The 26,483-nt window shown below is 67.6% G+C and carries 21 protein-coding genes and 1 riboswitch; of the genes, 8 read left to right on the forward strand and 13 right to left on the reverse strand.

Features of this window, described 5'->3' with window-relative positions; genetic code table 11:
- Positions 1-12: 12 nt before the first annotated feature.
- The 5 genes from Q5Y72_RS05575 to Q5Y72_RS05595 form a co-directional block, all read right to left on the reverse strand.
- A complete protein-coding gene (locus Q5Y72_RS05575) occupies positions 13-585 on the reverse strand; it encodes a BrnA antitoxin family protein (RefSeq protein ID WP_305962409.1) in 573 nt (190 codons plus the stop codon).
- Between the two features lie 163 nt (positions 586-748).
- The gene (locus Q5Y72_RS05580; protein ID WP_305962410.1) at positions 749-2,959 is read right to left on the reverse strand and encodes a calcium-binding protein; all 2,211 of its coding nucleotides are present in this window, start codon (positions 2,957-2,959) and stop codon (positions 749-751) included.
- Between the two features lie 666 nt (positions 2,960-3,625).
- Positions 3,626-4,318 (reverse strand): thiamine ABC transporter ATP-binding protein, encoded by a 693-nt coding sequence (locus Q5Y72_RS05585; RefSeq protein ID WP_305962411.1) that lies wholly within the window; start codon positions 4,316-4,318, stop codon positions 3,626-3,628.
- Positions 4,311-5,867, reverse strand: a complete 1,557-nt coding sequence (locus Q5Y72_RS05590; RefSeq protein ID WP_305962412.1) for an ABC transporter permease family protein — start codon at positions 5,865-5,867, stop codon at positions 4,311-4,313. Before Q5Y72_RS05590 ends, Q5Y72_RS05585 begins: the two co-directional genes overlap by 8 nt.
- On the reverse strand, positions 5,843-6,826 hold the full coding sequence (locus Q5Y72_RS05595; protein ID WP_305962413.1) for a thiamine ABC transporter substrate-binding protein: 984 nt from the start codon (positions 6,824-6,826) through the stop codon (positions 5,843-5,845). Before Q5Y72_RS05595 ends, Q5Y72_RS05590 begins: the two co-directional genes overlap by 25 nt.
- Positions 6,827-6,858: 32 nt before the next feature.
- Positions 6,859-6,958: riboswitch (TPP riboswitch) on the reverse strand.
- A 68-nt stretch (positions 6,959-7,026) separates the two neighbouring features.
- Between Q5Y72_RS05595 and mutS the strand changes: the two genes are divergently transcribed.
- The 8 genes from mutS to phoB all read left to right on the forward strand — a co-directional run bounded on the left by mutS (position 7,027) and on the right by phoB (position 16,954).
- Positions 7,027-9,663 (forward strand): DNA mismatch repair protein MutS, encoded by a 2,637-nt coding sequence (gene mutS / locus Q5Y72_RS05600; protein WP_305962414.1) that lies wholly within the window; start codon positions 7,027-7,029, stop codon positions 9,661-9,663.
- On the forward strand, positions 9,660-10,760 hold the full coding sequence (gene aroC / locus Q5Y72_RS05605) for a chorismate synthase (protein ID WP_305962415.1): 1,101 nt from the start codon (positions 9,660-9,662) through the stop codon (positions 10,758-10,760). The genes mutS and aroC overlap by 4 nt, the downstream gene beginning before the upstream one ends.
- Positions 10,761-10,902: 142 nt before the next feature.
- Positions 10,903-11,952, forward strand: a complete 1,050-nt coding sequence (locus Q5Y72_RS05610) for a substrate-binding domain-containing protein (protein ID WP_305962416.1) — start codon at positions 10,903-10,905, stop codon at positions 11,950-11,952.
- 62 nt (positions 11,953-12,014) lie between these two features.
- On the forward strand, positions 12,015-13,391 hold the full coding sequence (gene pstC / locus Q5Y72_RS05615; protein ID WP_305962417.1) for a phosphate ABC transporter permease subunit PstC: 1,377 nt from the start codon (positions 12,015-12,017) through the stop codon (positions 13,389-13,391).
- Between the two features lie 13 nt (positions 13,392-13,404).
- Positions 13,405-14,700 (forward strand): phosphate ABC transporter permease PstA, encoded by a 1,296-nt coding sequence (gene pstA / locus Q5Y72_RS05620; protein ID WP_305962418.1) that lies wholly within the window; start codon positions 13,405-13,407, stop codon positions 14,698-14,700.
- Between the two features lie 20 nt (positions 14,701-14,720).
- Positions 14,721-15,518, forward strand: coding sequence for a phosphate ABC transporter ATP-binding protein PstB (gene pstB, locus Q5Y72_RS05625; protein WP_305962419.1), 798 nt, complete (start codon positions 14,721-14,723; stop codon positions 15,516-15,518).
- A gap of 19 nt (positions 15,519-15,537) precedes the next feature.
- Complete coding sequence (phoU, locus tag Q5Y72_RS05630; protein ID WP_305962420.1) at positions 15,538-16,260, forward strand: phosphate signaling complex protein PhoU; 723 nt, start codon at positions 15,538-15,540, stop codon at positions 16,258-16,260.
- Between the two features lie 4 nt (positions 16,261-16,264).
- Positions 16,265-16,954 carry a phosphate regulon transcriptional regulator PhoB gene (gene phoB, locus Q5Y72_RS05635; protein ID WP_305962421.1) on the forward strand — a complete coding sequence of 230 codons (690 nt, stop codon included), beginning with the start codon at positions 16,265-16,267 and terminating at the stop codon, positions 16,952-16,954.
- 11 nt (positions 16,955-16,965) lie between these two features.
- Here phoB and Q5Y72_RS05640 read toward each other — a convergent pair whose 3' ends face one another.
- From Q5Y72_RS05640 to Q5Y72_RS05675, 8 genes are all read right to left on the reverse strand, one after another.
- Positions 16,966-17,844, reverse strand: a complete 879-nt coding sequence (locus tag Q5Y72_RS05640; protein ID WP_305962422.1) for a ribokinase — start codon at positions 17,842-17,844, stop codon at positions 16,966-16,968.
- Between the two features lie 93 nt (positions 17,845-17,937).
- Positions 17,938-19,218: a cytochrome c1 gene (locus Q5Y72_RS19885; RefSeq protein ID WP_371930769.1), complete on the reverse strand. Its 1,281-nt coding sequence runs from the start codon at positions 19,216-19,218 to the stop codon at positions 17,938-17,940.
- A gap of 12 nt (positions 19,219-19,230) precedes the next feature.
- Positions 19,231-20,553 (reverse strand): cytochrome b, encoded by a 1,323-nt coding sequence (petB, locus tag Q5Y72_RS05650; RefSeq protein ID WP_305962423.1) that lies wholly within the window; start codon positions 20,551-20,553, stop codon positions 19,231-19,233.
- Positions 20,554-20,567: 14 nt separating this feature from the next.
- Complete coding sequence (gene petA / locus Q5Y72_RS05655; RefSeq protein ID WP_305962424.1) at positions 20,568-21,131, reverse strand: ubiquinol-cytochrome c reductase iron-sulfur subunit; 564 nt, start codon at positions 21,129-21,131, stop codon at positions 20,568-20,570.
- 197 nt (positions 21,132-21,328) lie between these two features.
- The gene (gene radC / locus Q5Y72_RS05660) at positions 21,329-22,102 is read right to left on the reverse strand and encodes a RadC family protein (protein ID WP_305962425.1); all 774 of its coding nucleotides are present in this window, start codon (positions 22,100-22,102) and stop codon (positions 21,329-21,331) included.
- A gap of 55 nt (positions 22,103-22,157) precedes the next feature.
- Positions 22,158-23,327: a molecular chaperone DnaJ gene (gene dnaJ / locus Q5Y72_RS05665; RefSeq protein ID WP_305962426.1), complete on the reverse strand. Its 1,170-nt coding sequence runs from the start codon at positions 23,325-23,327 to the stop codon at positions 22,158-22,160.
- Positions 23,328-23,405: 78 nt separating this feature from the next.
- Positions 23,406-25,319 carry a molecular chaperone DnaK gene (gene dnaK / locus Q5Y72_RS05670; protein ID WP_305962427.1) on the reverse strand — a complete coding sequence of 638 codons (1,914 nt, stop codon included), beginning with the start codon at positions 25,317-25,319 and terminating at the stop codon, positions 23,406-23,408.
- Between the two features lie 197 nt (positions 25,320-25,516).
- Positions 25,517-26,338 carry an ABC transporter permease gene (locus Q5Y72_RS05675; protein WP_305962428.1) on the reverse strand — a complete coding sequence of 274 codons (822 nt, stop codon included), beginning with the start codon at positions 26,336-26,338 and terminating at the stop codon, positions 25,517-25,519.
- Positions 26,339-26,483: the final 145 nt, after the last annotated feature.

A 26,483-nucleotide genomic window follows, 5' to 3' on the forward strand; every position in this document is an offset into this window, starting at 1 on the left:
CAGCGCCGCGCCCTACACCTCCCCCATCCCGTTCCGCGATTTCATTTCCTCCATCAGCGCCCGCCGCGCGGCGGGGGACATCACCCGCGTCTCCACCATCGGCACCCCGCCCGGCGCCTTGCTGGCCCCGGCCTCCGGCGCGCCGATCGCCGCGTCCAGCTCGAGTTGATAGCCGCCGAACTCCGGGCGCGTGCCGTCCAACAATTCGGGTTCGCGCCGCGCCAGGTAGTCCATCGTCTCGCCGCCCCGGATCACGCCCGCCAGCCGCGCATGCATCCACACCGACATCAGCCGGTTGACCCGCACCTGCCAGTCCGGCCCCATGCTGCGGAAGAACGCCACCAGGTCCGCATCCAGCCGCAGCGTGACGCGCGTCTTTTTCGGCACCGGCTTCTCGCGCGCGATCTCGTGCCATTCATCCGGGATGCGCATCCGGTCCAGGATCGTGCTGTGCAGGTCCCATTCCAGCATCCGCATCGCATCGGCCATGTAGTGGTAATTCACCCGCCGCGCCTGTTCCGCCTTGCTGACCGCCATTGCCCGCGCCCCCTGATCGACCGCGCCAGTCTGGCCGCGTTGCGTCAACGGATCGTTAAGACGGCGGGCGTTGTCGGTGTACAGGCTGTGCACCCCCTGTGCATCCCCCGTGCAGCCTTGGTGCGGCGCCGTGCGACGCCCATGTCGCGGCCCGCGAAAAGGGGGCGCAAGCCTCGCGGCCGCGCCCCCCGTCATGCCCGGGCCGGTGCTCCTACAGGAAGAAGTCGCCCGCCCAATAGCTGCTGGCGGTGCTGGCCCCGTCCTCGATGCGCACGGTCATCTCGGCCGCCGCATCCGCGTCGGTGTTGACGCGCATCCAGGTCTGCCCGCCCACATTTTGCATCCAGACGGTGCCCATCCCACCAGCGCTTGTGCCGGTAAAGGTCAGAGTGCCGCCATAGACCGACGACAGGTCGATCCGGTCCTCGGTCGCCCCGAAGAACTGGATTCCCGCCCCCTGGAAGTCCGTGATCGTGTCGTAATTGTTCACGACCCCGAACGGCGAATCGCCCGTGCTGTAGAAGCGGAAGACGTCGTTGTTGCCGCCCCCCGTCAGCAGGTCGGCCCCGGCACTGCCCACCAGCGTGTCGTTGCCCGACCCGCCCAGCAGCGTGTCCCTGCCCGCGCCGCCGTTCAGGAAGTCGTTGTTGCCGCCCCCGTCAAGGCGATCATTGCCGCTGCCGCCGTAAAGAGCGTCATTGCCGGCGCTGCCATACAGCCTGTCATTGTTGTTGTCGCCGGTCATGAAATCGTTGCCGCCGCCGCCATAGACGGTGTCGTTGCCATTGCGGCCATAGAGATAGTCGTTTCCGCCCAGCCCCGACATCCGGTCATTTCCGGCGCCGCCATCCATGATGTTGCCGCCATTCGTGCCCGTCAGCGTGTCGTTCCCGGCGCCGGTGATCAGGTTCTCGAACTGGGTGAAGCTTTCTCCGGCGAAGTTCGTGGCGCCGGTTGTCAGGTTCACGTTGTAGTTGCCGTTGAAGGTGGTGGTGTTCAGCCAGTCCGTGCCATTGCCGCCGCGCAGCGTCTCGGCCACGCCCAGCCCGGCATAGACATAGTCGTTGTCGTCCTGGCCGTCATAGACCCCCGCGCCGCTGGAGCGGATGGTGTCGTTGCCGGTGCCGCCGTAGACGGTATCGGTCCCGCCGCCGCCGGTCAGGCTGTCATTGCCCGCATCGCCGTAGATGTAGTCGTTGCCGGCCAGCCCATCGACGGTGTCGTTGCCGGCGCCGCTGTAGATGCTGTTGTCCCCCGTCGTCCCGACCAGGCTGTCATTGCCCGATCCGGTGATCAGGTTCTCGAACTGGGTGAAGCTTTCGCCGGCATAGTTGGTCAGCCCGGTTGTCAGGTTCACGTTGTAGTTGCCGTTGAAGGTGGTGGTGTTCAGCCAGTCCGTTCCATTGCCGCCGCGCAGCGTCTCGGCCACGCCCAGCCCGGCATAGACATAGTCGTTGTCGTCCTGGCCGTCATAGACCCCCGCGCCGCTGGAGCGGATGGTGTCGTTGCCGGTGCCGCCGTAGACGGTATCGGTCCCGCCGCCGCCGGTCAGGCTGTCATTGCCCGCATCGCCGTAGATGTAGTCGTTGCCCGTGAGGCCATCGACGGTGTCGTTGCCCGTGCCGCTGTAGATGACATTGTCGCCGGTCGTCCCGGTCAGGTTGTCATTGCCCGCGCCGGTGACGAGGTTCTCGAACTGGGTAAAGCTTTCGCCGGCATAATTGGTGACGCCGGTGGTCATGTTGATGACGTAATTGCCCCCCCAGTTGGTGGTGTTGAGCCAGTCGGTGCCATTGCCGCCGCGCAGCGTCTCGGGCGTGCCAAGGCCGGCATAGACATAGTCATCGCCGTCCTGGCCGTCATAGAGGCCCGCGCCGCTGGACCGGATCGTGTCGTTGCCGATGCCGCCGTAGATGGTGTCGGTTCCGCCGCCGCCGACCAGGCTGTCATTGCCCGCATCGCCCCAGATATAGTCGTTGCCTGCGAGGCCATCGACGGTGTCGTTGCCGGCGCCGCTGTAGATGACGTTGTTGCCCGTCGTGCCGGTCAGGCTGTCATTGCCCGAGCCGGTGACAAGGTTCTCGAACGCGGTAAAGCTTTCACCGGCGTAGTTCGTCACCCCGGTCGTCAGGTTGACGGTGTAGTCGCCGTTGAAGGTGGTGGTGTTCAGCCAGTCCGTGCCGTTGCCGCCGCGCAGCGTCTCGGGCGTGCCGAGGCCGGCATAGATATAGTCATTGTCATCCTGGCCGTCATAGATGCCGGCCCCGCTGGACCGGATCGTGTCGTTGCCGGTACCGCCATAGATGGTGTCGGCGCCACCGCCGCCGCCAAGGCTGTCATTGCCGCCAAACCCGTAGATCAGGTCGGCCGCCGCCCCGCCGGGGATGGTGTTGTTGTTGTTGTCTCCGAAGATCGTAGCCATGAGGTGCTCCTTTTTACTCCCTGCGCCTCCCGATACCCGCGAGGCATTCCCGAAGTCATTCATCCGCCCCTCGCGTGAAAATGACGTGAAAAATCGGTTGATGGCGAAAATCAATAAAAAAAATCGGTGAAAGTGGCGATTCGAAGAAAAGACTCAGGGCGGTGTCCGGATCTTCTCATCACCAGTGTCTCACATGGGCTGAATACCCTAAATCACTTTGATATGAGGCAGTTGTGATGGCCGGTGTGGGGGATCGTGAAAAATTACGGGAATTTCAAGCCGTGGCAGAAAAACGACTGGTCGCGCCCGAAATCGACCAGGTGAAAATGGGCAGGGCGCGCGACCATAAGCCTGTTCTTAATACTGGTGGTTCTGGAATTCACGCAGACCAGCCATGCAGAATCCGATGGGGTCGGGGCATCGTGCGGCTTGCCAGCCATCCGCCGGACGATATTCGATGGACTGACGCTGAAGGGGGGGAACGGGCGATGGGAAGCCGGGCCAGCATCGACGCGATGAAGGAGCAGCGGCGCGGCCTCGACCCGCCCGTTCCCACCCTACGTGCGGATCTGCGCATTCCGACGGCTGTCAAGGAGGGCTGCGGGCCGGGGGGTGATCAACGCCGCCAAGGCGCTGGCCGCCCGGGATCAGCAGGCCGGCGCCCGATCAGCCCAGATAGTCGCGCAGGCCCGGCGGCGGATCGGCCAGCAACGCCCGCGTGGGCCGGGGCGGGTGGGCCACGCCCGCGTCGATCAGGATGGTCTGCGGGGCAAAGCGGGCCGCGTCGCGCGGATCATGGGTGACCATCAGCACCGTGGCCCCGGTCTGCGTCGCGATCCGACCCACAAGTTCCAGCATCTCGGCTTTGAGGGCCGGGCCAAGCGCCGCGAAGGGTTCGTCCAGCAGCAGGATCGGTCTTGCGCGCAGCAGCACCCGCGCCAGCGCGACCCGGCCCTGCTGGCCGCCCGACAGGCTCGCGGGGCGGCGGCGTTCATGGCCGGACAGCCCGACCGCCGTCAGCACCTCGCCGACCCGCTGGCGCTGTGCGGGATCGAGGCGCAGGTCGGGCCGCAGGCCCAGCCCGACATTCTGCGCGACGTCCAGATGCGGGAACAGATTCTGGTCCTGGAACAGCACCGACAGGGGCCGTTCTCCGGGCGGCACGCCGGCGAGGTCGCGGCCCTGCCACAGGATCCGGCCCCGGTCCGGCGGCAGGAACCCGGCCACCAGCGCCAGCAGCGTGGACTTGCCCGACCCCGAGGCCCCGATCACGGCGACCCGCGCGCCGTCCGGGACGGCCAGATCGGCCGTCAGGGTGAAGTCGCCTCGCCTCACCGCGATGTCGCGAAACTCAAGCAAGCCTGCCCCCCCGGTCGAACAGCCAGAACAGCGCAAAGCTGATCGCCATCAGCAGCACCGCGCAGGCCGAGGCTTCGGCCATGCGATAGGACCCCATCAGCTGATACAGCTTCAGCGGCAGGGTCGGGCTGTCGGTGGCAAACAGCGTGATGACCCCCAGATCGCCCATGCCCAGCGCCGCCGCCAGCCCGCCGGAAAAGCCCAGCTGCGGCGCAAGCCGCGGCAGAACCAGCAGCCGCAGGCGGGCAGGCCCGCGCAGGTCCAGCGAGTCGGCCAGCCGCCCGAAATCGGCCTGCAGGGTCCGCGCGGCGGGGATCAGCGCCCGCAGGCCGAAGGGCAGCGCCATGATTGCGTTGATGAGAACGGTCAGCGGCAGGGCCAGCATGTCGGTCGCGACCCAGCCGCGCAGCAGGATGAACAGCCCCGTGCCGAGGACCAGGGGCGAGGCGACGATGGGCAGCATCCCGGCGGCCTCGATCCAGCCGCCGCGGCCGCGCGCGATGGCCAGCGCCAGGGTCAGCCCCAGCGCCAGCGCCAGCAGCGCCGAGGCCAGTGCCATCAGCACCGACCGCAGTGCTGCCTGCCAGACCTCGGGCGGCAGCGCGGGCAGGGCGGGCAGGCCGGCCGCCGTCACCGCCAGCACCGGCCACAGCAGGAACACCGCCGCCAGCGCAATGGCCATGGCGTCCGCCGCGACCCGCCAGCCCCGCGGCCCCGCGGGACCCCGGGCGGCCTGCAGCCCGGCCCCGAAGGCGGCCGGAATGGCGATCCGGCGCGCCAGGCCCATTGCCGCAAGGCTCAGCCCGATCTGCACCAGCCCAAGCGCCGCGGCCCGGCCAAGGTCGAAGTCGAACCGGAACGCCTGATAGATCGCCAGCTCGACCGTGGTGGCCGAAGGGCCGCCGCCAAGCGCCAGCGCCACGGTGAAGGAGGTCAGGCACACAAGGAACACCGCCAGCCAGACCCCCGGCAGCACCGCGCGCAGCATCGGTCGTTCCAGGTGGCGCGCCGTGTCGGCGGGGCCAAAGCCGAGGCTGTCGGCCAGCCGGAACCGCTCGGCCGGGATGGCCTGCCAGCCTTGCAGGATCAGCCGCACCGACAGCGGCAGGTTGAAGAACACATGCGCCAGGATGACGCCCTGCCAGCCATAGACGCTGAATTCCGGCAGGCCGGCGGCGCGCAGGGTCTCGTTGATGACGCCATTGCGGCCAAAGACCGCGATCAGCCCCATGATCGCGACGATCACCGGCAGGATGAAGGGCGCCCCCAGCAGCGTGACCAGTGCGCCCCGGCCCGGAAAGCGGCGCCGGGCCAGGGCGCGGGCCACGGGGATCGCGAGGACGGCCGACAGGGCCGCGGACAGCGCCGCCTGCCAGAGGGTGAAGCGCACCGCCCGCCAGTCCCATGGGCCAAGGGCCGCAAGCCCCTGCGCCTGCCATGCGACCGCCGCAAGAGTGCCCATGATCAGCGCGGCCAGCGCCCCGGCGACCAGGGCGCCGCCCAGGGCCGGGACGCGGGGGGCGCCTAGCGCGAGAATGCCCGCAGCCATTCGTCCAGCGCCTCGTCGCGCAGCGACTGCGCCTCGGTTTCGCTGAGAAACAGCGTCTTTTCCGGGCGCGGCAGGTCGCGCATCACCTGCGGCCACTGCTCTTGCGGCAGCTTGGCGGGCAGCGACCAGTTCGCCAGCGGGATGACCTCCTGGAACCCGGGTGTCAGGATCCAGTCCATGAAGGCCTGCGCCAGCAGGGGCTGATCGGTAGAGGCAATCTGGCCGGCCAGTTCGGCCATGAAATACTGGCCTTCGGGAAAGATCGCGGCGTGCTTGGTGGTGTCGTTTTCCGCGGCGATGTGATAGGCGGGAGAGGTGGTGTAGGACAGGACCATGTCGGCCTCGCCCTCGGTGAACATGCCGTAGGATTCCGACCAGCCCTTGGTCACCGTGAGCACCTTGGGCGCAAGCCTTGCCCAGGCCTCGGGCGCGGCGTCACCGAACGCCGCCTTCACCCACAGCAGCAGCGCCAGACCCGAAACCGAGCTGCGCGGGTCCTGGATGACGATCTTGAGGTCGTCGGGCGCGTCCAGCAGCCCGGCAAAGCTGGTGGGCGGGTTTTCCAGCCGCGTCTCGTCATAGACGAAGGCCGTCTCGCCCCAATTGTAGGGCAGGAAGATGGGATCGTCCCATGCGATCGGCAGCGACAGGCCGGACACGTCCTGCCCATGCGGCGCGAACAGCCCCGAGGCGCGGGCCCGCGCGGTCACGTCGGTGTTCAGGCCGAAGACGATATCGGCCTCGGTCGCCGCGCCCTCCATCAGAAGCCGGGGCAGGATGTCGCCGGTGACAAAGCGCAGGTCGCAGGCACAGAAGGCCTCGAAGCCCTCCTCGATCTTGGGCCCCGGCCCCCATTCGCTGGCGACGGACTCGCCCGCATAGACGGTCAGCACGGGTTTCTCCTGCGCCACGGCCGGGGTCGCGGCCAGAAGGGCAAGCGGGATCAGATGGCGCATCATCGCGGCACTCCTTCAATTCTGGGTCACGAAAGAAAGGGATGCGAGACCTTCCCTCCGCCGGTGTGAGCCGGATCAGGTTCAACGGGTCCGCAAGCGCGTCTCAGCCCGTCATGGGCACCCCGAGGTGGCCGCGAATGTAGTGGTTCCACAGCCGGGCGCAAGCGGATAGAAACGCCGGCAACCGCAGCACAGGGACCGGAATGACCGATCAGCCCACCCCGATGATGGCGCAGTATCTGGCGATCCGCGAGGCCAATCCCGGCGCGTTGCTGTTCTATCGCATGGGCGATTTCTACGAGATGTTCTTCGAGGACGCGGTCGCCGCGGCCGCCGCTCTGGACATCGCCCTGACCCGGCGCGGCACGCATCTGGGCCAGCCGATCCCGATGTGCGGGGTGCCGGTCCATGCCGCCGAAAGCTATCTGCTGACTCTGATCCGCAAGGGGTTCCGGGTCGCCATCGCCGAGCAGATGGAAGATCCCGCCGAGGCCCGCAAGCGCGGCGCAAAGTCGGTCGTGGCCCGCGACGTGGTGCGGCTGGTCACACCCGGCACCCTGACCGAGGAATCGCTGCTGGAGGCGAGACGGCACAATTTCCTGGCCGCCCATGCCACCGTCAGGGACGAGGCCGCGCTGGCCTGGGTCGACATCTCGACCGGCGCGTTTCAGGTGATGGCCTGCCCGCTGCCGCGGCTTGCCCCCGAACTGGCGCGGCTGGCCCCGCGCGAGTTGCTGGTGGCCGAGGGCGCGCGTCTGGACGACCTGGCGCAGGAGGCCGGCGCGGCCATGACCGAACTGCCCGGGGGGGCCTTTGACAGCGCGACCGGCGCGCGGCGGCTGTGCGCACTTTACGGCGTCGAGACGCTGGACGGCTTTGGCAGCTTCTCGCGGGCCGAACTGGCGGCGATGGGGGCGGTCGTGGACTACCTCGACATGACCCAGAAGGGGCAGATGCCGCTGCTGCGGCCGCCGCTGCGCGAGGCGTCGGGCGGCACGATGCAGATCGACGCCGCCACCCGGCGCAATCTGGAACTGACGCAGGCGCTGTCGGGCGGGCGGGAAGGCTCGCTGCTGGCCGCCATCGACCGCAGCGTGACGGCCGGCGGCGCGCGGCTTCTGGAGCGGCGCATCAGCGCGCCCTCGCGCGATCTGGCCCGGATCCACGCCCGGCAGGATGCCGTGGCATGGCTAGTCGAGGATCCGCGCCTGAACGCCGATCTGCGCGCGGCGCTGCAACGGGTGCCCGACATGGACCGGGCGCTGTCGCGGCTGGCGCTTGACCGGGGCGGGCCGCGCGATCTGGCGGCGATGCGGGCCGGGCTGACGCAGGGCGCGCAGATCGCGGCCTGGCTGTCGGGCGAGGTGCCGGCCGACCTGTCCGGCGCGGCGCAGGCGCTTCGCGGCCACGAGGCCCTGGTCGCCCTGCTGGACGCGGCGCTGGTGGCCGAGCCGCCCCTGCTGGCCCGCGACGGCGGCTTCGTGGCGGCCGGCCATGACGCCGATCTGGACCAGACGCGGCGGCTGCGCGACGAGGGGCGCGGCGTCATCGCCGGGATGCAGGCGGATTACGCCGCGCGGGCCGGGGTGCCCGGGCTGAAGATCCGCCACAACAACGTGCTGGGCTATTTCATCGAGACGACCGCGACCCATGCCGAACGCATGCTGGCGCCGCCGCTGTCGCAGGTCTTCATCCATCGCCAGACGACCGCCAGCCAGATCCGCTTCACCACCGTCGAGCTTTCCGAGCTGGAGACCCGCATCCTGAACGCGCGCGACCGCGCGCTCGAGATCGAGCGCGAGATCTTTGCCGGGCTGCGGGCGGCGGTGCTGGATCACGCCGCGGCCATCGGACAGGCGGCGCAGGCGCTGGCCGAGATCGACCTGGCCGCCGCCTTCGCCGATCTGGCCACAGCCGAGGGCTGGACGCGGCCCGTGGTCGACGACAGCCGCGCCTTCGTGGTCGAGGGCGGCCGGCATCCGGTGGTGGAACGCGCGCTGAAGCGGCAGTCCTCGGCCTTCGTGGCCAATGACTGCGCGCTGACGCAGGGCGACACGCCGGCGATCTGGCTGCTGACAGGGCCGAACATGGCCGGCAAGTCGACCTTCCTGCGCCAGAACGCGCTGATCGCGGTGCTGGCACAGGCGGGCGCCTTTGTCCCCGCCCGCAAGGCGCATCTGGGCATGGTCAGCCAGCTGTTCAGCCGCGTCGGCGCCGCCGATGACCTGGCGCGCGGCCGCTCGACCTTCATGGTCGAGATGGTCGAGACCGCGGCGATCCTGAACCAGGCCGACGACCACGCGCTGGTGATCCTGGACGAGATCGGGCGCGGCACCTCGACCTGGGACGGACTCAGCATCGCCTGGGCGGTGATGGAGCATCTTCATGGCGTCAACCGCTGCCGGGCGCTGTTTGCCACCCATTATCACGAGATGACGGCGCTGTCGGCGCGGCTGGCGGGGGTCGAGAATGCCACCGTCGCGGTGCGCGAATGGCAGGGCGAGGTGATCTTCCTGCACGAGGTGCGAAAGGGCGCCGCCGATCGCAGCTATGGCGTGCAGGTGGCCCGGCTGGCCGGGCTGCCCGCCGGTGTCATCGAGCGCGCCCGAGAGGTGCTGGACGCGCTGGAATCGGGCGAGCGCGAGGGTGCGACCCGGCCCGCCGCGCTGATCGACGACCTGCCGCTGTTTCGCGCAGCACCCCCCGCGTCCCCTGCGCCGAAGCCGCGCGTCAGCCCGCTGGAGGGGCGCCTTGACGCGATCCATCCCGACCGCCTGACCCCGCGCGAGGCGCTGGACCTGATCTATGAACTGAAAGCCCTGACCGGAGAGAGTGCATGAGCTTCAACACATTTGGCCGTGAGTTCCGGTTCACCACCTGGGGCGAAAGCCACGGGCCGGCCCTTGGCGCGACCGTCGATGGCGTGCCCCCCGGCGTCCCGCTGGACGAGGCGTTCATCCAGGGCTTTCTGGATCGTCGCAGGCCGGGCACCAGCAAGCACACCACGCAGCGCCGCGAGGCCGATCAGGTTCGCATCCTGTCGGGCGTCTTCGAGGGTCGCACCACTGGAACGCCCGTGCAGCTGATGATCGAGAACACCGATCAGCGCAGCAAGGATTACGGCGACATCGCCACCAGCTTTCGCCCCGGCCATGCCGACCTGACCTATCACCTGAAATACGGGCTACGCGACTATCGCGGCGGCGGCAGGTCCAGCGCGCGCGAGACGGCGGCGCGGGTGGCCGCGGGTGGCGTCGCGCAGGCGGTGCTGGCCCATCTGCTGCCGCAGCTGCGGATCACCGGCTACATGGTGCAGATGGGCGCGCTGCATCTGGACCGCAGCCGCTTTGATCCCGCGGCCATCGCGGGCAACCCGTTCTTCCTGCCCGACGCGACGGCGGCCGGAGAGTGGTCGGATTACCTGGATCGCATCCGCAAGGACCAGAACAGCGTCGGCGCCGCCATCGAGGTGCTGATCCAGGGCTGCCCGCCCGGCCTTGGCGCGCCGGTCTATGCCAAGCTGGACACCGACCTCGCCGCCGCGATGATGTCGATCAACGCCGTCAAGGGCGTCGAGATCGGCGAGGGCATGGCCGCGGCCGGCCTGACCGGCACCGACAATGCCGACGAGATCAGGATGGGCAATGACGGCCCGCGCTTCCTGTCGAACCATGCCGGCGGCATCCTAGGCGGCATCTCGTCGGGACAGGACATCGTCGTGCGCTTTTCGGTCAAGCCGACCAGTTCGATCACCACCCCGCGCCAGTCGATCCGCCAGAACGGCGAAGAGATCGACCTGATCACCAAGGGTCGCCACGATCCCTGCGTCGGCATCCGCGCGGTGCCGGTGGCCGAGGCGATGGCGGCCTGCGTGATTCTGGATCATCTGCTGATGGACAGGGCGCAGACCGGCGGCGTGCGGGGGGTAATAGGCTGACCCGCGCAACCCTTGCGCGAAGATCCGGGGTCACGCGCCGGTTGTCATGGAACTGTCACTCTTTCGTCGCACAAGCGTCACCGCCGGGGAATAGGTCGGGCGCTGACCCGTATGCCGGGGACTGAAAGACCAGGAGAGATCCATGACCACCGTGAAATTCACCGTCTCGGCGCTTGCCGTCATCGCCGCCTCGGCCACCGCCGCAGCCGCGCGCGACCAGATCCGAATCGTCGGCTCGTCCACCGTGTTCCCCTATACCCAGGCCGTGGCCGAGGAATTCGCCAACCAGACCGGCGCGCCCGCGCCGATCGTGGAATCGACCGGCACCGGCGGCGGGATGCAGATCTTCTGCGAAGGCATCGGCGAGAATACCCCCGACATCACCGGCGCCTCGCGCTCGATGAAGAAATCCGAATTCGACCTCTGCGTGCAGAACGGCGTGACCGACATCAGCGAGGCGCTGATCGGCTATGACGGGCTGTCGCTGGCCGTCAGCCGCGCGAACGAGCTGGACTGGAATCTGACGCTTGGCCAGGTCTTCCTGGCGCTGGCCGCCGAAGTGCCGCAGGACGGCGCGATGGTGCCGAACCCCTACAGGAAATGGTCCGAGATCGACAGCGCGCTGCCGGACACCGACATCGTCGTGCTTGGCCCGCCCCCGACCTCGGGCACCCGTGACGCCTTCGTGGAACTGGCCATGCATGCCGGCTGCGAATCGATCGACGAGGTGACCGCGATCGCCGAGGCCTCGGGCAACGAGGACTGGGTCGACGAGAACTGCTCGCGGATGCGCACCGATGGCCCGTTCATCGAGGCCGGCGAGAACGACAACCTGATTGTGCAGCGCCTGAACAGCGACCCGAACGCCCTGGGCATCTTTGGCTATTCCTTCCTGTTCGAGAACAAGGACACCCTGAAGGACGTCAAGCTGAACGGCGTCGAGGCCGGCATGGAAACCATCGCCTCGGGCGACTATCCGCTGTCGCGCCCGCTGTATTTCTACGTCAAGAACGCCCATCGCGGGGTTATCCCGAACCTTCAGGAGTTCGTGGAGGAATACATGTCCGAGAACGCCCTGGCGCCCGGCGGCTACCTGGAAGAGCGCGGCCTTGTCGCGCTGCCTGACGACGAGCGTGGGGCATTGCAGGAATCGGTTGTCAGCGCCTCGGCCAAGCTGGACGTGACCGAGTAACAGCACGACCCCTGCCCCGCCCGGCGTCCTGCCGGGCGGGATGAAAGCCTTGTGAGGTTGGCATGACCGGAATTGCCTTCGCGATGCTGCTGACGGCGGCGCTCGCGGGATACATGTTGAACCGCCGCGCCGCGCTGGCGCTGCGCGATGGTGGGCAGCGGCTGCACTCGCTGGGGATGTTCCACGGGCTCTATGCCGCGCTTGCGGTGCTGGTGCCGGCGGTGATCGTCACCCTCCTGTGGGTGGCGCTGCAGACGCCGGTGATCAACGCGCTTGTGATGGCGGGCCTGCCGGCCGGGTCGCTGGACGGTGCCGATGCCGGCGCGCGTCAACTGGTCCAAGCCGAGATCCAGTCGATCGCGGGCGGCCGCGTCTTTGGCACCCCCGAGGCCTGGAAGCTGGAGGCCGCCGAACGGCTGAACGCGCTGCACGCCACCTCTGGCTGGCTGCTTCTGCTGGCGGTGGCCGCGGTCATCGCCGGCGCGCTGCTGGTCACGCGCCGCAGCGTCGCGGCGCAGTTCCGCGCCCGGCAGGCGGTCGAGCGGATCATCATGGGTCTGCTCATCGCGTGCTCGGTCGTGGCGATCTTCGTGACCGTCGGGATCGTGCTGTCGCTGGTGTTCGAATCGATCCGGTTCTTCCAGATGGTGCCGATCACCGAGTTCCTGTTCGGCACCAGCTGGGAACCGCAGATCCCGATCCGCGCTGACCAGATCGCCGCCGAGGGTGCCTTTGGCTGGATCCCGGTGCTGCTGGGCACGCTGGTCATCACCTTCGTCGCCATCTTCATCGCCGTGCCGGTCGGGCTGATGTCGGCGATCTACCTCAACGAATTCGCAAGCCCGCGTTTTCGCGCGATCGCCAAGCCGGTGCTGGAGATCCTGGCCGGCATCCCGACCGTCGTCTACGGTTTCTTCGCAATCCTCACCGTTGCCCCGGCGATCCGTGCCTGGGGCGCGGCGCTTGGGATCCCCGTCGCGCCCAACACGGCGCTGGCGGCGGGCGGGGTCATGGCGATCATGCTGATCCCCTTCATCTCGTCCTTTGCCGATGACGCGCTGTCGGCGGTGCCGCGCAGCCTGCGCGACGGCAGCATGGCCCTGGGGGCCACGCGCTCGGAAACCGTGCTGAAGGTGCTGTTCCCGGCCGCCATTCCCGGCATCGTCGGGGGCGTGCTGCTGGCCATAAGCCGGGCCATCGGCGAGACGATGATCGTGGTGATGGCCGCCGGCCTGATTGCCAAGATGACCATCAACCCGCTGGACAGCGTGACCACCGTCACCGTGCAGATCGTGACCCTGCTGATCGGCGACACGGCCTTCGACAGCCCCAAGACGCTGGCCGCCTTTGCCCTGGGTCTGATGCTGTTCATCGTGACCCTGATGATCAACATCGTCGCGCTGCGCGTCGTGCGCAAATATCGCGAACTCTATGACTGAGGCTCGAAGCGACATGACCGACAACACCACCAACGCCGCCGTGACGCACAGGCACGACTGGAGCTCGGATCGCTTTCAGGGCAATCTGGCCCGCCGTCGGCGCGGCGAGAAGATCCTGGCCGGCCTGGGCCTTGGCGCGATCGCCCTGGCATTCCTGATGCTGGCGATCCTGCTGTGGACGCTGATCTCGGGCGGTGCCCAGGCCTTCCGGCAGACCCATGTGGCCATCGAGGTGCCGATCTCGGCCGAACTGGTCGATCCGGCGGACCCGTCCGAGGGCAATTACCGAAACGTCGTTCGCGACGCGATGCAGGCGACGTTCCCGGATGCCGAGCCGTCCGAACTGCGGGCGCTGTCGGGCATCCTGTCGAATGCCGCGCAGTTCGTCATTCGCGACAAGGTCGTGGCCGATCCCTCGCTGATCGGCCAGACGGTCAGCATCAACGTCCCCGCCTCGGACCCCTATGACCAGCTGCAAAAAGGCAATGTCGATACCGACTCGGACGAATCGACCCGCCGTCTGAACGATGCCGAGATCGCCGCGTTCCAGCAGCTGCAGGATCAGGGCCGCATCACCATGCCGGTCAACTGGGCGCTGCTGGCCAACGCCGATTCGCGCTTTCCCGAACTTGCAGGGCTGAAGGGGGCGATCATCGGCTCGGCCTACGCGCTGCTGGTCTGCTTCCTGATCTCCTTCCCCCTGGGCATCGGCGCGGCCATCTATCTCGAGGAATTCGCGCCCAAGAACCGGCTGAGCGACATCATCGAGGTGAACATCAACAACCTCGCCGCGGTACCCTCGGTGGTGTTCGGCCTGCTGGCGCTGGCGGTGTTCCTGGGCTGGTTCGGGATGCCGCGCTCGGCACCCTTGGTCGGCGGCCTGACACTGGCGCTGATGACGCTGCCCACCATCATCATCGCGACCCGCAACGCGCTGAAGGCGGTGCCGCCCTCGATCCGCGAGGCCGCCCTGGGCGTCGGCGCCTCGCGCCAGCAGGTGGTGTTCGGCCATGTGCTGCCGCTGGCGATGCCGGGCATCCTGACCGGCACGATCATCGGTCTGGCACAGGCACTTGGCGAGACGGCGCCGCTGTTGCTGATCGGCATGAACGCCTTCGTCACGGCTGCCCCCTCGACCCCGCTTGACGCCGCGACCGCCCTGCCGACCCAGATCTTCATCTGGGCCGACAGCCCCGAGCGCGGCTTCGTCAGCCGCACCTCGGCAGCCATTCTGGTGCTGCTGGGCTTCCTCGTGATGATGAACGCTGTCGCCATTTTCCTGCGCAACCGCTTCGAGCGGAATTGGTAATCCGGCCGAAGGAGGCCAATATGTACGACATGAACCGCGTGGAGACCGACGTGACCCAGGATGACATCAAGATCGCCGCGCGCGACGTGCAGGTCTGGTATGGCGAAAAGCACGCGATCAAGGATGTGAACGTCGACATCCTCGACAAGACGGTGACCGCCTTCATCGGCCCCTCGGGCTGCGGCAAGTCGACCTTCCTGCGCTGCATCAACCGGATGAACGACACCATCCCGTCGGCGAAGATCGAGGGCCGGATCACGCTGGACGGCGACGACATCTACGACCGCCGCATCGACCCGGTGCAGCTGCGCGCCCGCGTCGGCATGGTGTTCCAGAAGCCCAACCCCTTCCCGAAGTCGATCTTCGACAACGTGGCCTACGGTCCCCGGATCCACGGGCTCGCGCGCAACCGCGCCGAGCTGGACGAGATCGTGGAAAAGGCGCTGCGCGGTGCCGCGCTGTGGAACGAGGTCAAGGATCGCCTGGCAGAGCCGGGCACCGGCCTGTCGGGCGGCCAGCAGCAGCGCCTGTGCATTGCCCGCGCCGTTGCCACCGCGCCCGAAGTGTTGCTGATGGACGAGCCCTGCTCCGCGCTGGATCCGATCGCCACCGGGCAGGTCGAAGAGCTGATCGACCAGCTTCGGTCGGAATTCTCGGTCGTGATCGTCACCCACTCGATGCAGCAGGCCGCGCGGGTCAGCCAGAAGACCGCCTTCTTCCACCTCGGCAACCTGGTGGAATACGGCGACACCGACGACATCTTCACCAAGCCGCAGGATTCGCGCACCGAGGCATATATCTCGGGCCGGATCGGCTGACGGGCAGGAGGCAGGCAGCATGAACCGCGACAAACACATCTCATCGGCATTCGACCGCGATCTCGAGACGATCCAGGCCCAGGTCGTCAAGATGGGGGGCATGGTCGAGGCCGCGATCACCGATGCCGCCGCCGCGCTGGAAGGCCGCGACGAGGAGGCGGCCGAACAGGTCCGCCGCCGCGACCAGGCCATCGACGCGATGGAGGCGCAGATCAACGAGGATGCCGCCCGGCTGATCGCCCTGCGCGCGCCGACGGCGACCGACCTGCGCATGGTGCTGGCGGTGATGAAGATCAGCGCCTCGCTGGAGCGGGTGGGCGATTACGCCAAGAACATGGCCAAGCGCACCAACGTGCTGGCCCAGATGCCGGCGATCAACGGATCGGGCATGGCGCTGCGCCGGATGAGCCAGGCCGTCAACAAGATGCTGCAGGACGCGCTGGACAGCTATATCCGTCGCGACGCGGAGCTGGCCGAGGATGTGCGCCAGCGCGATCTCGAGATCGACCAGATGTACAATGCGCTGTTCCGCGAGTTCCTCACCCACATGATGGAGGATCCGCGCAACATCACCGCCTGCATGCATCTGCATTTCATCGCCAAGAACATCGAGCGCATGGGCGATCACGCGACCTCTATCTCGGAACAGGTGATCTACCTCGTCAACGGCGAATTCCCCGACGACGTGCGGCCCAAGTCGAACAGCATCCCGTCCGACGGCGCGCTGCTGGCGGAGAACTGATCCGATGGCACGTCAGACCCCTTGCGTACTTGTCGTCGAGGACGAGGGGGCGCAGCGCGAGGTGTTGCAGTACAACCTCGAATCCGAAGGGTTCGAGGTTGTCGTGGCCGACAATGGCGAAGACGCGCTGCTGCTGGTGCAGGAAGAACAGCCCGACCTTCTGGTGCTGGACTGGATGCTGCCGAAGGTCTCGGGCATCGAGGTCTGCCGGCAGGTCAAGGCCGACCCGGCGACACGCAGCATCCCGATCATCATGCTGTCCGCGCGCAGCGAAGAGACCGACCGCGTGCGCGGGCTGGAAACCGGCGCCGACGATTATGTGGTCAAGCCCTATTCCGTGGTCGAACTGATGGCCCGGCTGCGCACCCAGCTGCGCCGCACCCGCCCCGCCAGCATGGGCGAGCGCCTCAGCTTTGGCGACATCATCCTGGACGCGGCCGAACACCGGGTCTTCCGGGCGGGCCAGCCGCTGCATCTCGGCCCGACCGAGTTCCGGCTGCTGTCCACGCTGATGGAAAAGCCCGGCCGCGTCTGGACGCGCGAGCAATTGCTGGACCGTGTCTGGGGGCGCGACATCTATGTGGACACCCGGACCATCGACGTGCATGTGGGCCGGCTGCGCAAGGCGCTGATGCAGAATGGCGGCGACAACCCGGTGCGCACCGTGCGGGGTTCGGGCTACGCCCTGGGCTGACGCCCGCCGGCTCAGCCGGGCTGCGAGTTCATGAACTCCAGAACCTCGGGCAGGGCCGGGATCACGTCGCCGGCGCCGGGTCGGGTGACCTTCAGCGCGGCGGCGGCCGATGCCAGGCGCAGGGCGTCGGGGATCGGGTCGCCGCGATCGAGGGATGCGGCGAAGTAGCCGGCGAAGGTGTCGCCCGCACCTGTGGTATCGACCGGCGCGACCGGGAAGGCCGGCTGGTGCCAGACCTGCCCGCCGGCCAGGTCGCGATACTCTGCCCCCTCGCCGCCGCGCGTGATCAGCAGGCCATCGACCGGCAGATCGCCCGGCATTGCGGCGAACAGCTGTGACGCCTCGCCCGCGTTCATCGCGAGGATCGAGACATGCGGCAGCACCGCCCGTACCGCCTCGATGTCGAAGGGAGCCGCCGAATAGATCACCCTGGCACCGGCGGCGCGCGCGATGCGCGCGGCCTCGGCCTGCAGGCTGGTCTCGTTCTGGATCAGCAATGTGTCGCCCGGGGTGATCGCGGACAGGCCGTCGCGCAGCTGGTCGGCGGAGAGGGCGCGGTTGGCGCCGGGGTGGATCACGATCGAGTTCTCGCCGGCCGCATCCAGAAGGATGATGGCGTGGCCGGTAACCTGATCGGGCAGGCGCCGCAGGTCGGCGGTGCAGACCCCCTTGTCGCGCAGCCGATCGATCACCCAGTCGTCCCCCGGACCCATCGCGCCGAGATGCCGGGTGACCGCACCGGCCTGCGCGGCGGCGACGGACTGGTTCGCACCCTTGCCGCCAAGCCCGGTCGCATGGCTGCGCGCCGCGATCGTCTCGCCCGGACGCGGCAGTTCGTCGAGGCGATAGACATGGTCGATGTTGATCGAGCCCAGATTCCAGATTGCCATTCTTGCGACCCTCCCTCGCGCCCCTGCGCCAAAACGAGGCAACGCGCCCGGTCAGGGGCGCGTTGCGATGTCGGACGTCAATGCATCTCGGGCTCAGGCGTCGTTGGCCCGGCCCTTGTGCGGCGCCCAGATCCGCTTGTTGGTCAGATACAGCAGCACCGTGAACACGATCAGCAGCAGCACCGCGACCAGGCCCACGCTCTTGCGGTCCATCATCTTCGGCTCGGCGGTCCACATCAGGAAGGCCGAGACGTCGCGCGCCATCTGGTCTACGGTGGCCGGCGTGCCGTCCTCGTAGGTCACCAGATCATCCGACAGCGGCGGCGGCATCGAGATGTAGCCGCTGGCGAAGGCGGTGTTCTGGTACAGGACAGTGCCGGCCTGTTCCATGTCCTCGCCGGTATAGCCGGTCAGCAGGGCGTGGATGTATTCGGGCCCGCCGATGCCGTTGACCAGCTGGCTGATGCCGGTGCCCAGGGGGCCGTGGAAACCCGCGCGCGCCTTGGCCATCAGCGACAGGTCGGGGCCCATCCCCTCGCCGGTGACGGTCGGGAAGTGATCGGTCGGCAGGCGGGGGCGTTCCTCTCCGGTCTCTTCGTCGACGATGGTCATGGCGGCGGCATAGGCGCGCACCTGGTCCTCGGGCAGGGCAGGGCCTCCTTCGTCGTTCAGCGTCCGCAGCGGCACGAACTTCATGCCGTGGCAGGCAGAGCAGACCTCGGTGTAGACCTGCAGTCCGCGCTGCAGCTGGAACTGGTCGTAGCTGCCGAAGGGACCTTCAAAGCTGAAAGCGATGTCCTCGATATGCCCGCCGCTTTTTTCGCCGCCAGCCTCTTCACCGCCGGCCTCTTCGCTGCCGGTCGCTGCTGCCTCCTCGGCGGCAGGCGCCTCGGCGGCTGGTGCCTCACCGGCCTCCGCGGCTTCGGTCCCTGCCGCGGGCGCGGCCTCTGCCTCGGGCGCGTCCGCGGGTTCGGACTCCGCAGCCGGCTCGGGCGCGGCGGCGGATTTCTCGCCTGCCTCCGCGGCCTCGGTTTCCGCGTCCGGTGCGGCCTCTGTCTCGGCTTCCGCCGCTTCGTCGGCAGCCGCGGTCTCGGCGGTGTTGTCTTCGGCTGCCGGCGCTGCCGCCTCGGCATCCGCCGCCGGCTCGGCAGCCGCTTCGGGTTCGGCAGCAGCCTCGGGTTCGGCAGCAGCCTCAGGTTCAGCGGCTTCCGGGGCGGTGGCCTCGGTCTCGACCGCCTCGGTTTCGGCGGCGGGTTGCGCCGCCTCGGGCTGTCCGGTCGGCGGAGTGGTCGAGCCCTCCTGTGCCAGCGCGAAGCCGCCGGCACAGATCGTCAGGGCCGCAACGGCCGTGAGCGTCTTGGTTCTCAGGGTCATCGGTGGCTCTCCTTACTCGGCCGGATGCGCGTTGGCGCCGTAGTGCTCGTTGAAGTCCTGCTCGATGGTCGCAGGCATCGGCTCGGGCTTCTCGATCACCCCCAGAAGCGGCAGGATCACCAGGAAATAGCCGAACCAGTAGGCCGAGCCGGCCAGCGCGATGTAGGGATAGATCCCTTCGGGCGGCATCGCGCCCACCCATGTCAGCACCACGAAATTCACCGCCAGCAGCCAGAACCACCACTTGAACTGCGGCCGGTAGCGGCCCGACCGGACGCGGCTGGTGTCAAGCCAGGGCACCAGCGCCATCACCAGGATCGCGCCGAACATCGCGATGACCCCGAAGAATTTGGCGTCGACGATGCCGAAGGTCAGGAACTGCACCAGTTGCACCACCCAGACATCGGCGGTGAAGGCGCGCAGGATCGCGTAGAAGGGCAGGAAGTACCACTCCGGCACGATGTGCGCGGGCGTCACCAGGGGGTTGGCCTCGATGTAGTTGTCGGGGTGGCCGAGATAGTTGGGCATGAAGCCCACCACCGCGAAGAACACGACCAGGACGACGCCAAGCGCGAACAGGTCCTTGATGACGAAATAGGGCCAGAAGGGCAGGGTGTCCTTTTTTGCCTCGTCCTTCGAGGTGCGGCGCACCTCGATTCCGGTCGGGTTGTTGTTGCCGGTGGTGTGGAAGGCCCAGATATGCACCACCACCAAGGCCGCGATCACGAAGGGCAGCAGGTAGTGCAGCGAGAAGAAGCGGTTCAGCGTTGCATTGTCGACGGCAGGTCCGCCCAGCAGCCAGGTCTGGATCGACGGCCCGATGCCGGGGATCGCGCCGAACAGGCCGGTGATGACCGTGGCGCCCCAGAAGGACATCTGGCCCCAGGGCAGAACATAACCCATGAAGGCGGTGCCCATCATGCACAGGTAGATCAGCATCCCGATGATCCAGGTGACCTCCCTCGGCGCCTTGTAGCTGCCGTAGTAGAGGCCCCGGAAGATGTGCAGATAGACCGCCAGGAAGAACAGCGAGGCGCCGTTGGCGTGCAGATAGCGCAGCATGTAGCCGCCATTCACGTTGCGCATGATGTGCTCGACGCTGGCGAAGGCCAGGTCGACATGCGGCGTGTAGTGCATCACCAGCACGATGCCGGTGATGATCTGCAGCGCCAGGCAGAAGGCCAGCACGATCCCCCAGATCCACATCCAGTTCAGGTTGCGGGGCGTGGGGATCATCAGCGTGTCATAGACGAGGCTGACCACCGGAAGGCGGCGGTGCAGCCAGCGTTCGAAGCCCGATTTGGGCTCGTAATGGTCGTGCGGAATTCCGGCCATCTGCGAAGCCCTCCTCAGCCCAGTTGAATGGTGGTGTCGTCGACGAAGGCGGCGACGGGAATGTGCAGGTTCTGCGGCGCGGGCCCTCGGCGGATGCGGCCTGCGGTGTCGTAATGGCTGCCGTGGCAGGGGCAGAACCAGCCGCCGAAGTCCCCGGCGCCGTCGCCGATCGGCACGCAGCCCAGATGGGTGCAGACGCCGATCTGGACCAGCCATTCGCCGGCCTCGTCGAGGGTGCGGTTCTCGTCGGTCGCGGGTTCCACGCCGCCCAGATTCGGGTTCTGCGCATTCTGGTCCACGAGGTCGCCCAGGGGAACGGCGCGCCCGGCCTCGATCTCTTCGGGGGTCCGGCGACGGATGAACACGGGCTTGCCCAGCCATTTGACGGTCAGCTGCGTGCCGGTCTCGACACCGCTGACATCGACCTGGATCGAGGCGAGCGCCTGGACGTCGGCCGAGGGATTCATCTGGTTCACAAGCGTCCAGGCGGCGGCACCTGCGGCCACCGTGCCTGTGCCCGCCGTGGCATAGTAGAGGAAATCCCTCCGGGTGCCTACGTGGTCATCTGCGTGGGACACGGGTCATTCTCCAATTCGGGCCGGAAGCCCGGCCGATACGACAATCCGGGCCACAAGAGATTGCAGCCTTCGCGTGGCGGTTCTAGCCTTCAATATTGTGTCAGTCCAGCCGATAACCCCGCGCGGACCGCCACAAATCGCCGCATGGGCGGCAACTGTGTCGCCCGCGCGACGCGGCGGGGGCGCGGTGCCGGCGGCTACAGAAGCCCCTCGGAGCGGAAGCTGAGTTCGCGCGACCTGCCGATGATGAGATGGTCGTGGATGGTGATCCCCATGCTGTCGGCGGCCTGCGCGATGCGGGCGGTCATGGTGATGTCGGCGTCCGAGGGCGTCGGATCGCCCGAGGGATGGTTGTGCACCAGGATCAGCGCCGATGCGTTCAGTTCCAGCGCGCGGCGGATGATCTCGCGCGGATAGACCGGCACATGGTCCACGGTGCCGCGGCCCTGTTCCTCGTCGGCGATCAGCACGTTCTTGCGGTCCAGGAACAGCACGCGGAACTCCTCGGTCTCGCGATGGGCCATGGCGGTGTGGCAGTAATCCAGCAGCGCCTGCCAGCCTGACAGGACGGGCCGGTTCATCACCCGCGCCCGGGCCAGACGCTGTGCCGCAGCCTCGACGATCTTCAGTTCGGTCACGACCGATGGGCCGACGCCCTCGACCTCCTGCAGGCGTGCGCAGGGCGCGGTCAGGACGCGGTTGAAGTCGCCGAAGCGGTCGATCAGCCGCCGGGCCAGCGGCTTCACGTCCTGGCGCGGGATGGCCCGGAACAGCAGCAGCTCCAGCAGTTCGTAATCCGGCATCGCCGCGGCGCCGCCCTGCATGAAACGGTCGCGCAGTCGCGCCCGGTGATCGGCAAGGTAGGACGGCGCGCGGCCGGCGCCCTTCGGCAGGGCCACCGGCACCGCGTCGTCGGGCGCGGGGGCGAACAGGGGCAGCGGCATTTCGCCAAAGGCGCGATTCGGGTCCATGCCCGCAGCATGGCGCGGCGCCGGTGAAGAAAGCGTTAACGCGGCCCGGCCCGCCTCAGCGGGTCATTCCGTCCCAGAAGCCCTTGACCTTCTTGAAGAAGCTGTCGGATTGCGGGCTGTTGTCGGCCTTCTCCGCCTCGAATTCGCGCAGCAGTTCGCGCTGGCGGATGGTCAGGTTCACGGGCGTCTCGACGATCAGTTCGATCAGCATGTCGCCGGCTTCGCCATTGGCGCCCGGCCCGTGGCGCAGCGGCGGCATCCCCTTGCCGCGCAGGCGCATCTGGCGGCCCGACTGGCTGCCGGCGGGCACCTTGACCCGGGCCCGGCCGCCGTCGATGGTCGGCACCTCGACCTCGCCGCCAAGCGCGGCACTGGCCATGCTGACCGGCACCTGGCAGGCCAGCATCTTGCCGTCGCGCAGGAAGATGTCGTGGTCGGCCACGTCGATGAAGATGTAAAGATCGCCCGTCGGACCGCCGCGCAGCCCCGCCTCGCCCTCGCCGGCAAGCCGGATGCGGGTGCCGGTCTCGACTCCGGCCGGGATGTTGACCGACAGCGCCCGGTCGCGTTCGATGCGGCCCGCACCGTGGCAGGCCTTGCAGGGGTTCTTGACGATCTGGCCCGCGCCGCCGCAGGTCGGGCAGGTCCGCTCGACGGTGAAGAAGCCCTGCTGTGCGCGCACCTTGCCCATGCCCGCGCAGGTCGGGCAACCGGCCGGTTGCGTCGCACCCTCGGCGCCGGTGCCGCTGCACTCGCCGCAGGAGACCGAGCCGGGCACGGTGATGGCCTTCTGAAGCCCGTGATAGGCCTCTTCGAGCGTGACCCGCAGGTTGTAGCGCAAATCCTGGCCGCGCTGCGCCCGCGACCGGCCGCCGCCGCCGGGGCCGCGCCGGCCCATCATGTCGCCGAAGAGATCCTCGAACACATCCGCGAAGGCGGCGCCAAAATCGCCCGGATGGCCGCCGCGGGCACCGAAGCCGCTGCCACCCATGCCGCCATTCTCGAACGCCGCATGACCGAAGCGGTCATAGGCGGCCTTCTTCTGGTCATCCTTCAGGCAGTCATAGGCCTCGTTCGCCTCCTTGAAGCGCGTCTCGGCCTGGCTGTCATCCTTGTTGCGGTCGGGATGAAGCTCTTTCGCCTTCTGGCGATAGGCTTTCTTGATTTCCTCCGACGAAGCCCCGCGCGTGACGCCCAGAACCTCGTAGTAGCAACGCTTGGCCATGTCGTTTCCTGTTCAGTGCCCCATGAAATCGGCCGGCCCGCAGCGATGCGGGCCGGCCCGTCAGGGGAGCGGCCCGGATCAGCCGCGCTTCTTGTCGTCGCCGAGATCCTCGAAATCGGCATCGACGATGTCGTCGTCCACGTCGCGGGGCGAATCGCCCTCGTCGGCCGCCTCGTCCGAGCCCTGCTGCGCCTTGTAGATGGCCTCGCCCAGGCGCATCGACGCATCCATGACATTCTGGATGCCCGAGCGGATCTTGCCGGCATCCTCGGTCTTCAGCGCATCCTCCAGCGCGCCGATGGCCAGTTCGATCGCCTCGACGGTCGAGCCGTCCACCTTGTCGCCATGCTCGTCCAGCGATTTGCGGGTCGAGTGGATCAGGCTTTCGGCCTGGTTGCGGGCCTCGACCAGTTCGCGGCGACCCTTGTCGGCCTCGGCGTTCTGTTCGGCGTCCTTCACCATCCGCTCGATATCCTCGTCGGACAGCCCGCCCGAGGCCTGGATGGTGATGTTCTGCTCCTTGCCGGTGCCCTTGTCCTTCGCGCTGACCGAGACGATGCCGTTGGCGTCGATGTCGAAGGTCACCTCGATCTGGGGCATGCCGCGCGGTGCGGGCGGAATGTCCTCGAGGTTGAACTGACCCAGCATCTTGTTGTCGGCCGCCATCTCGCGCTCGCCCTGGAAGACCCGGATCGTCACCGCGTTCTGGTTGTCCTCTGCGGTCGAGAAGATCTGGCTCTTCTTGGTCGGGATGGTCGTGTTGCGGTCGATCAGGCGGGTGAAGACACCGCCCAGCGTCTCAATGCCAAGGGACAGTGGCGTGACATCCAGCAGCACCACGTCCTTGACGTCGCCCTGCAGGACGCCGGCCTGGATGGCGGCACCAAGCGCCACGACCTCATCGGGGTTGACGCCCTTGTGGGGTTCCTTTCCGAAGAAGTCGGTGACCTCCTGCATGACCTTGGGCATGCGCGTCATGCCGCCGACCAGAACCACCTCGTCGATGTCGGCCTTGGACACGCCGGCATCCTTCAGCGCGTCCTGCACAGGCTTCATGGTGCGCTTGATCAGGTCACCGACCAGGCTTTCCAGCTTGGCGCGGGTCAGCTTGACCACCATGTGCAGCGGGGTGCCGCTGTTCTTGTCCATGCTGATGAAAGGCTGGTTGATCTCGGTCTGCGACGAGGAGGACAGTTCGATCTTGGCCTTCTCGGCGGCTTCCTTCAGGCGCTGAAGGGCCATCTTGTCCTTGGTCAGGTCGACGCCATGCTCTTTCTTGAACTCCTCGGCGAGGTAGTTCACGATCCGCATGTCGAAGTCCTCGCCACCCAGGAAGGTGTCGCCATTGGTGGACTTCACCTCGAAGAGGCCGTCGTCGATTTCCAGGATGGTGATGTCGAAGGTGCCGCCGCCGAGGTCATAGACCGCGATCGTCTTGGTATCCTTCTTGTCGAGGCCATAGGCCAGCGCGGCCGCGGTCGGCTCGTTGATGATCCGCAGGACTTCGAGGCCGGCGATCTTGCCGGCGTCCTTGGTCGCCTGACGCTGCGCGTCGTTGAAATAGGCCGGGACGGTGATCACCGCCTGCGTGACGGTCTCGCCCAGATAGGATTCGGCGGTTTCCTTCATCTTCTGAAGGATCATCGCGCTGACCTGCGCGGGGGAATATTTCTCGCCCTTCACCTCGACCCAGGCATCGCCATTGCCGCCGTCGACGATGCTGTAGGGGACCAGCTTCTTGTCCTTCTCGACGGCGTCGTCGCCGATGCGGCGGCCGATCAGACGCTTGACGGCGAAGACGGTGTTGGTGGGGTTGGTGACGGCCTGGCGCTTGGCGGCCTGCCCGACCAGCCGCTCACCATCGGTGAAGCCGACGATCGAGGGCGTGGTGCGCGCGCCTTCGCTGTTCTCGATGACCTTGGGCTGACTGCCGTCCATGATGGCCACGCAGCTGTTCGTGGTGCCGAGGTCGATGCCGATGACTTTTGACATTGATGTAACCTTTCTTGCGGCGATGCTCTGGGCGTCGGGTCCGTTACGGCCCCCGCAGCCCGATCCCTTTGCTCGATGCGAGCGGCCGGTACCGGACGCTTCGGGGCTGTATATAGGGATGGTTTTCAGGCCCGCAAGCGCCTCTCGGGGCCAATTTTGGCCGGATCCGGCGCCGTTCCGCGCGCGTCGCGCGGCGGCTACTGGGTCGCGCTCCAGCTGATCGATTCGTATTTTCGGGTCGAGAAGTTGATCAGCAGCCCGACCATCAGCGCCGCGCACGAGAACCACAGCGCATAGGCGGGGTCGGTCTTCTGCGGCGAATAGTTGATGAACATGTAGCCGCGTTCCTGGTCGATGACGTGGAACAGCGGGTTCCAGGTGAACCAGGGCAGCATGAAGTTGGGCAGGATGTTGGCCACGAACATCTTGCCCGAGGCGAACATGTTCACCCGCTGGTAGATCGTCGTGAGGATCTTGGACCCCCGGGGCGCCCAGGGCCGGATCCCGAGGAACACCAGCCCCACGCAGACCCCCGACAGCCAGGCCAGCAGGTACATGGCCAGCGCCCCCACGGGCCGGGTCATCTCGACCGGCGCGATCAGCACGTGATACAGCCACAGGATCGCGATGCAGCTGATCGTCTGGCGATACAGGACCGCCAGCGCCGAGGCGGCGATCAGCACCGCCGGGTTCAGGGGGTCATGTTTGACCAGTTGGCCGCTGACAGAGTGGCTGGACGAGACCGCGCCGACGGTCTGCACATGGGTCATGAAGAGGAAGATCCCCGACATGATGAACATCATGAAATCGGCCCGGATGGGCGATTGCCGCACGCCGATGACCAGGTAGATCAGCAGGAAGGCGCCCATGAAGATCGCCGTCTGCAGGATGGTCAGCAACAGCCCGACGACCGCGTTGCGGTGTTCGGTGCGCAGATTGTACACTGTCTGGTGATGGATCAGGGCCAGGGTCGTGCCGGCGGCCCCGAAGATCGTGGTGGTGCGGCGCTGGGTGAACACGTCGGCGGGTCCGCTTCTCGGTTGGGTCTGGCGCGGCCGTGGCAGGTCGCGCGTGGCTGGTGCCGGCTGGTGCTTGCCCCGCCCGCATCCCCGGATCATAAGTGGCTAAACGCGGCGGCACAATCTCGCGGCGGCCGGACGGCGC

The organism is Paracoccus spongiarum, assembly GCF_030732095.1.
Taxonomy (GTDB): domain Bacteria; phylum Pseudomonadota; class Alphaproteobacteria; order Rhodobacterales; family Rhodobacteraceae; genus Paracoccus; species Paracoccus spongiarum.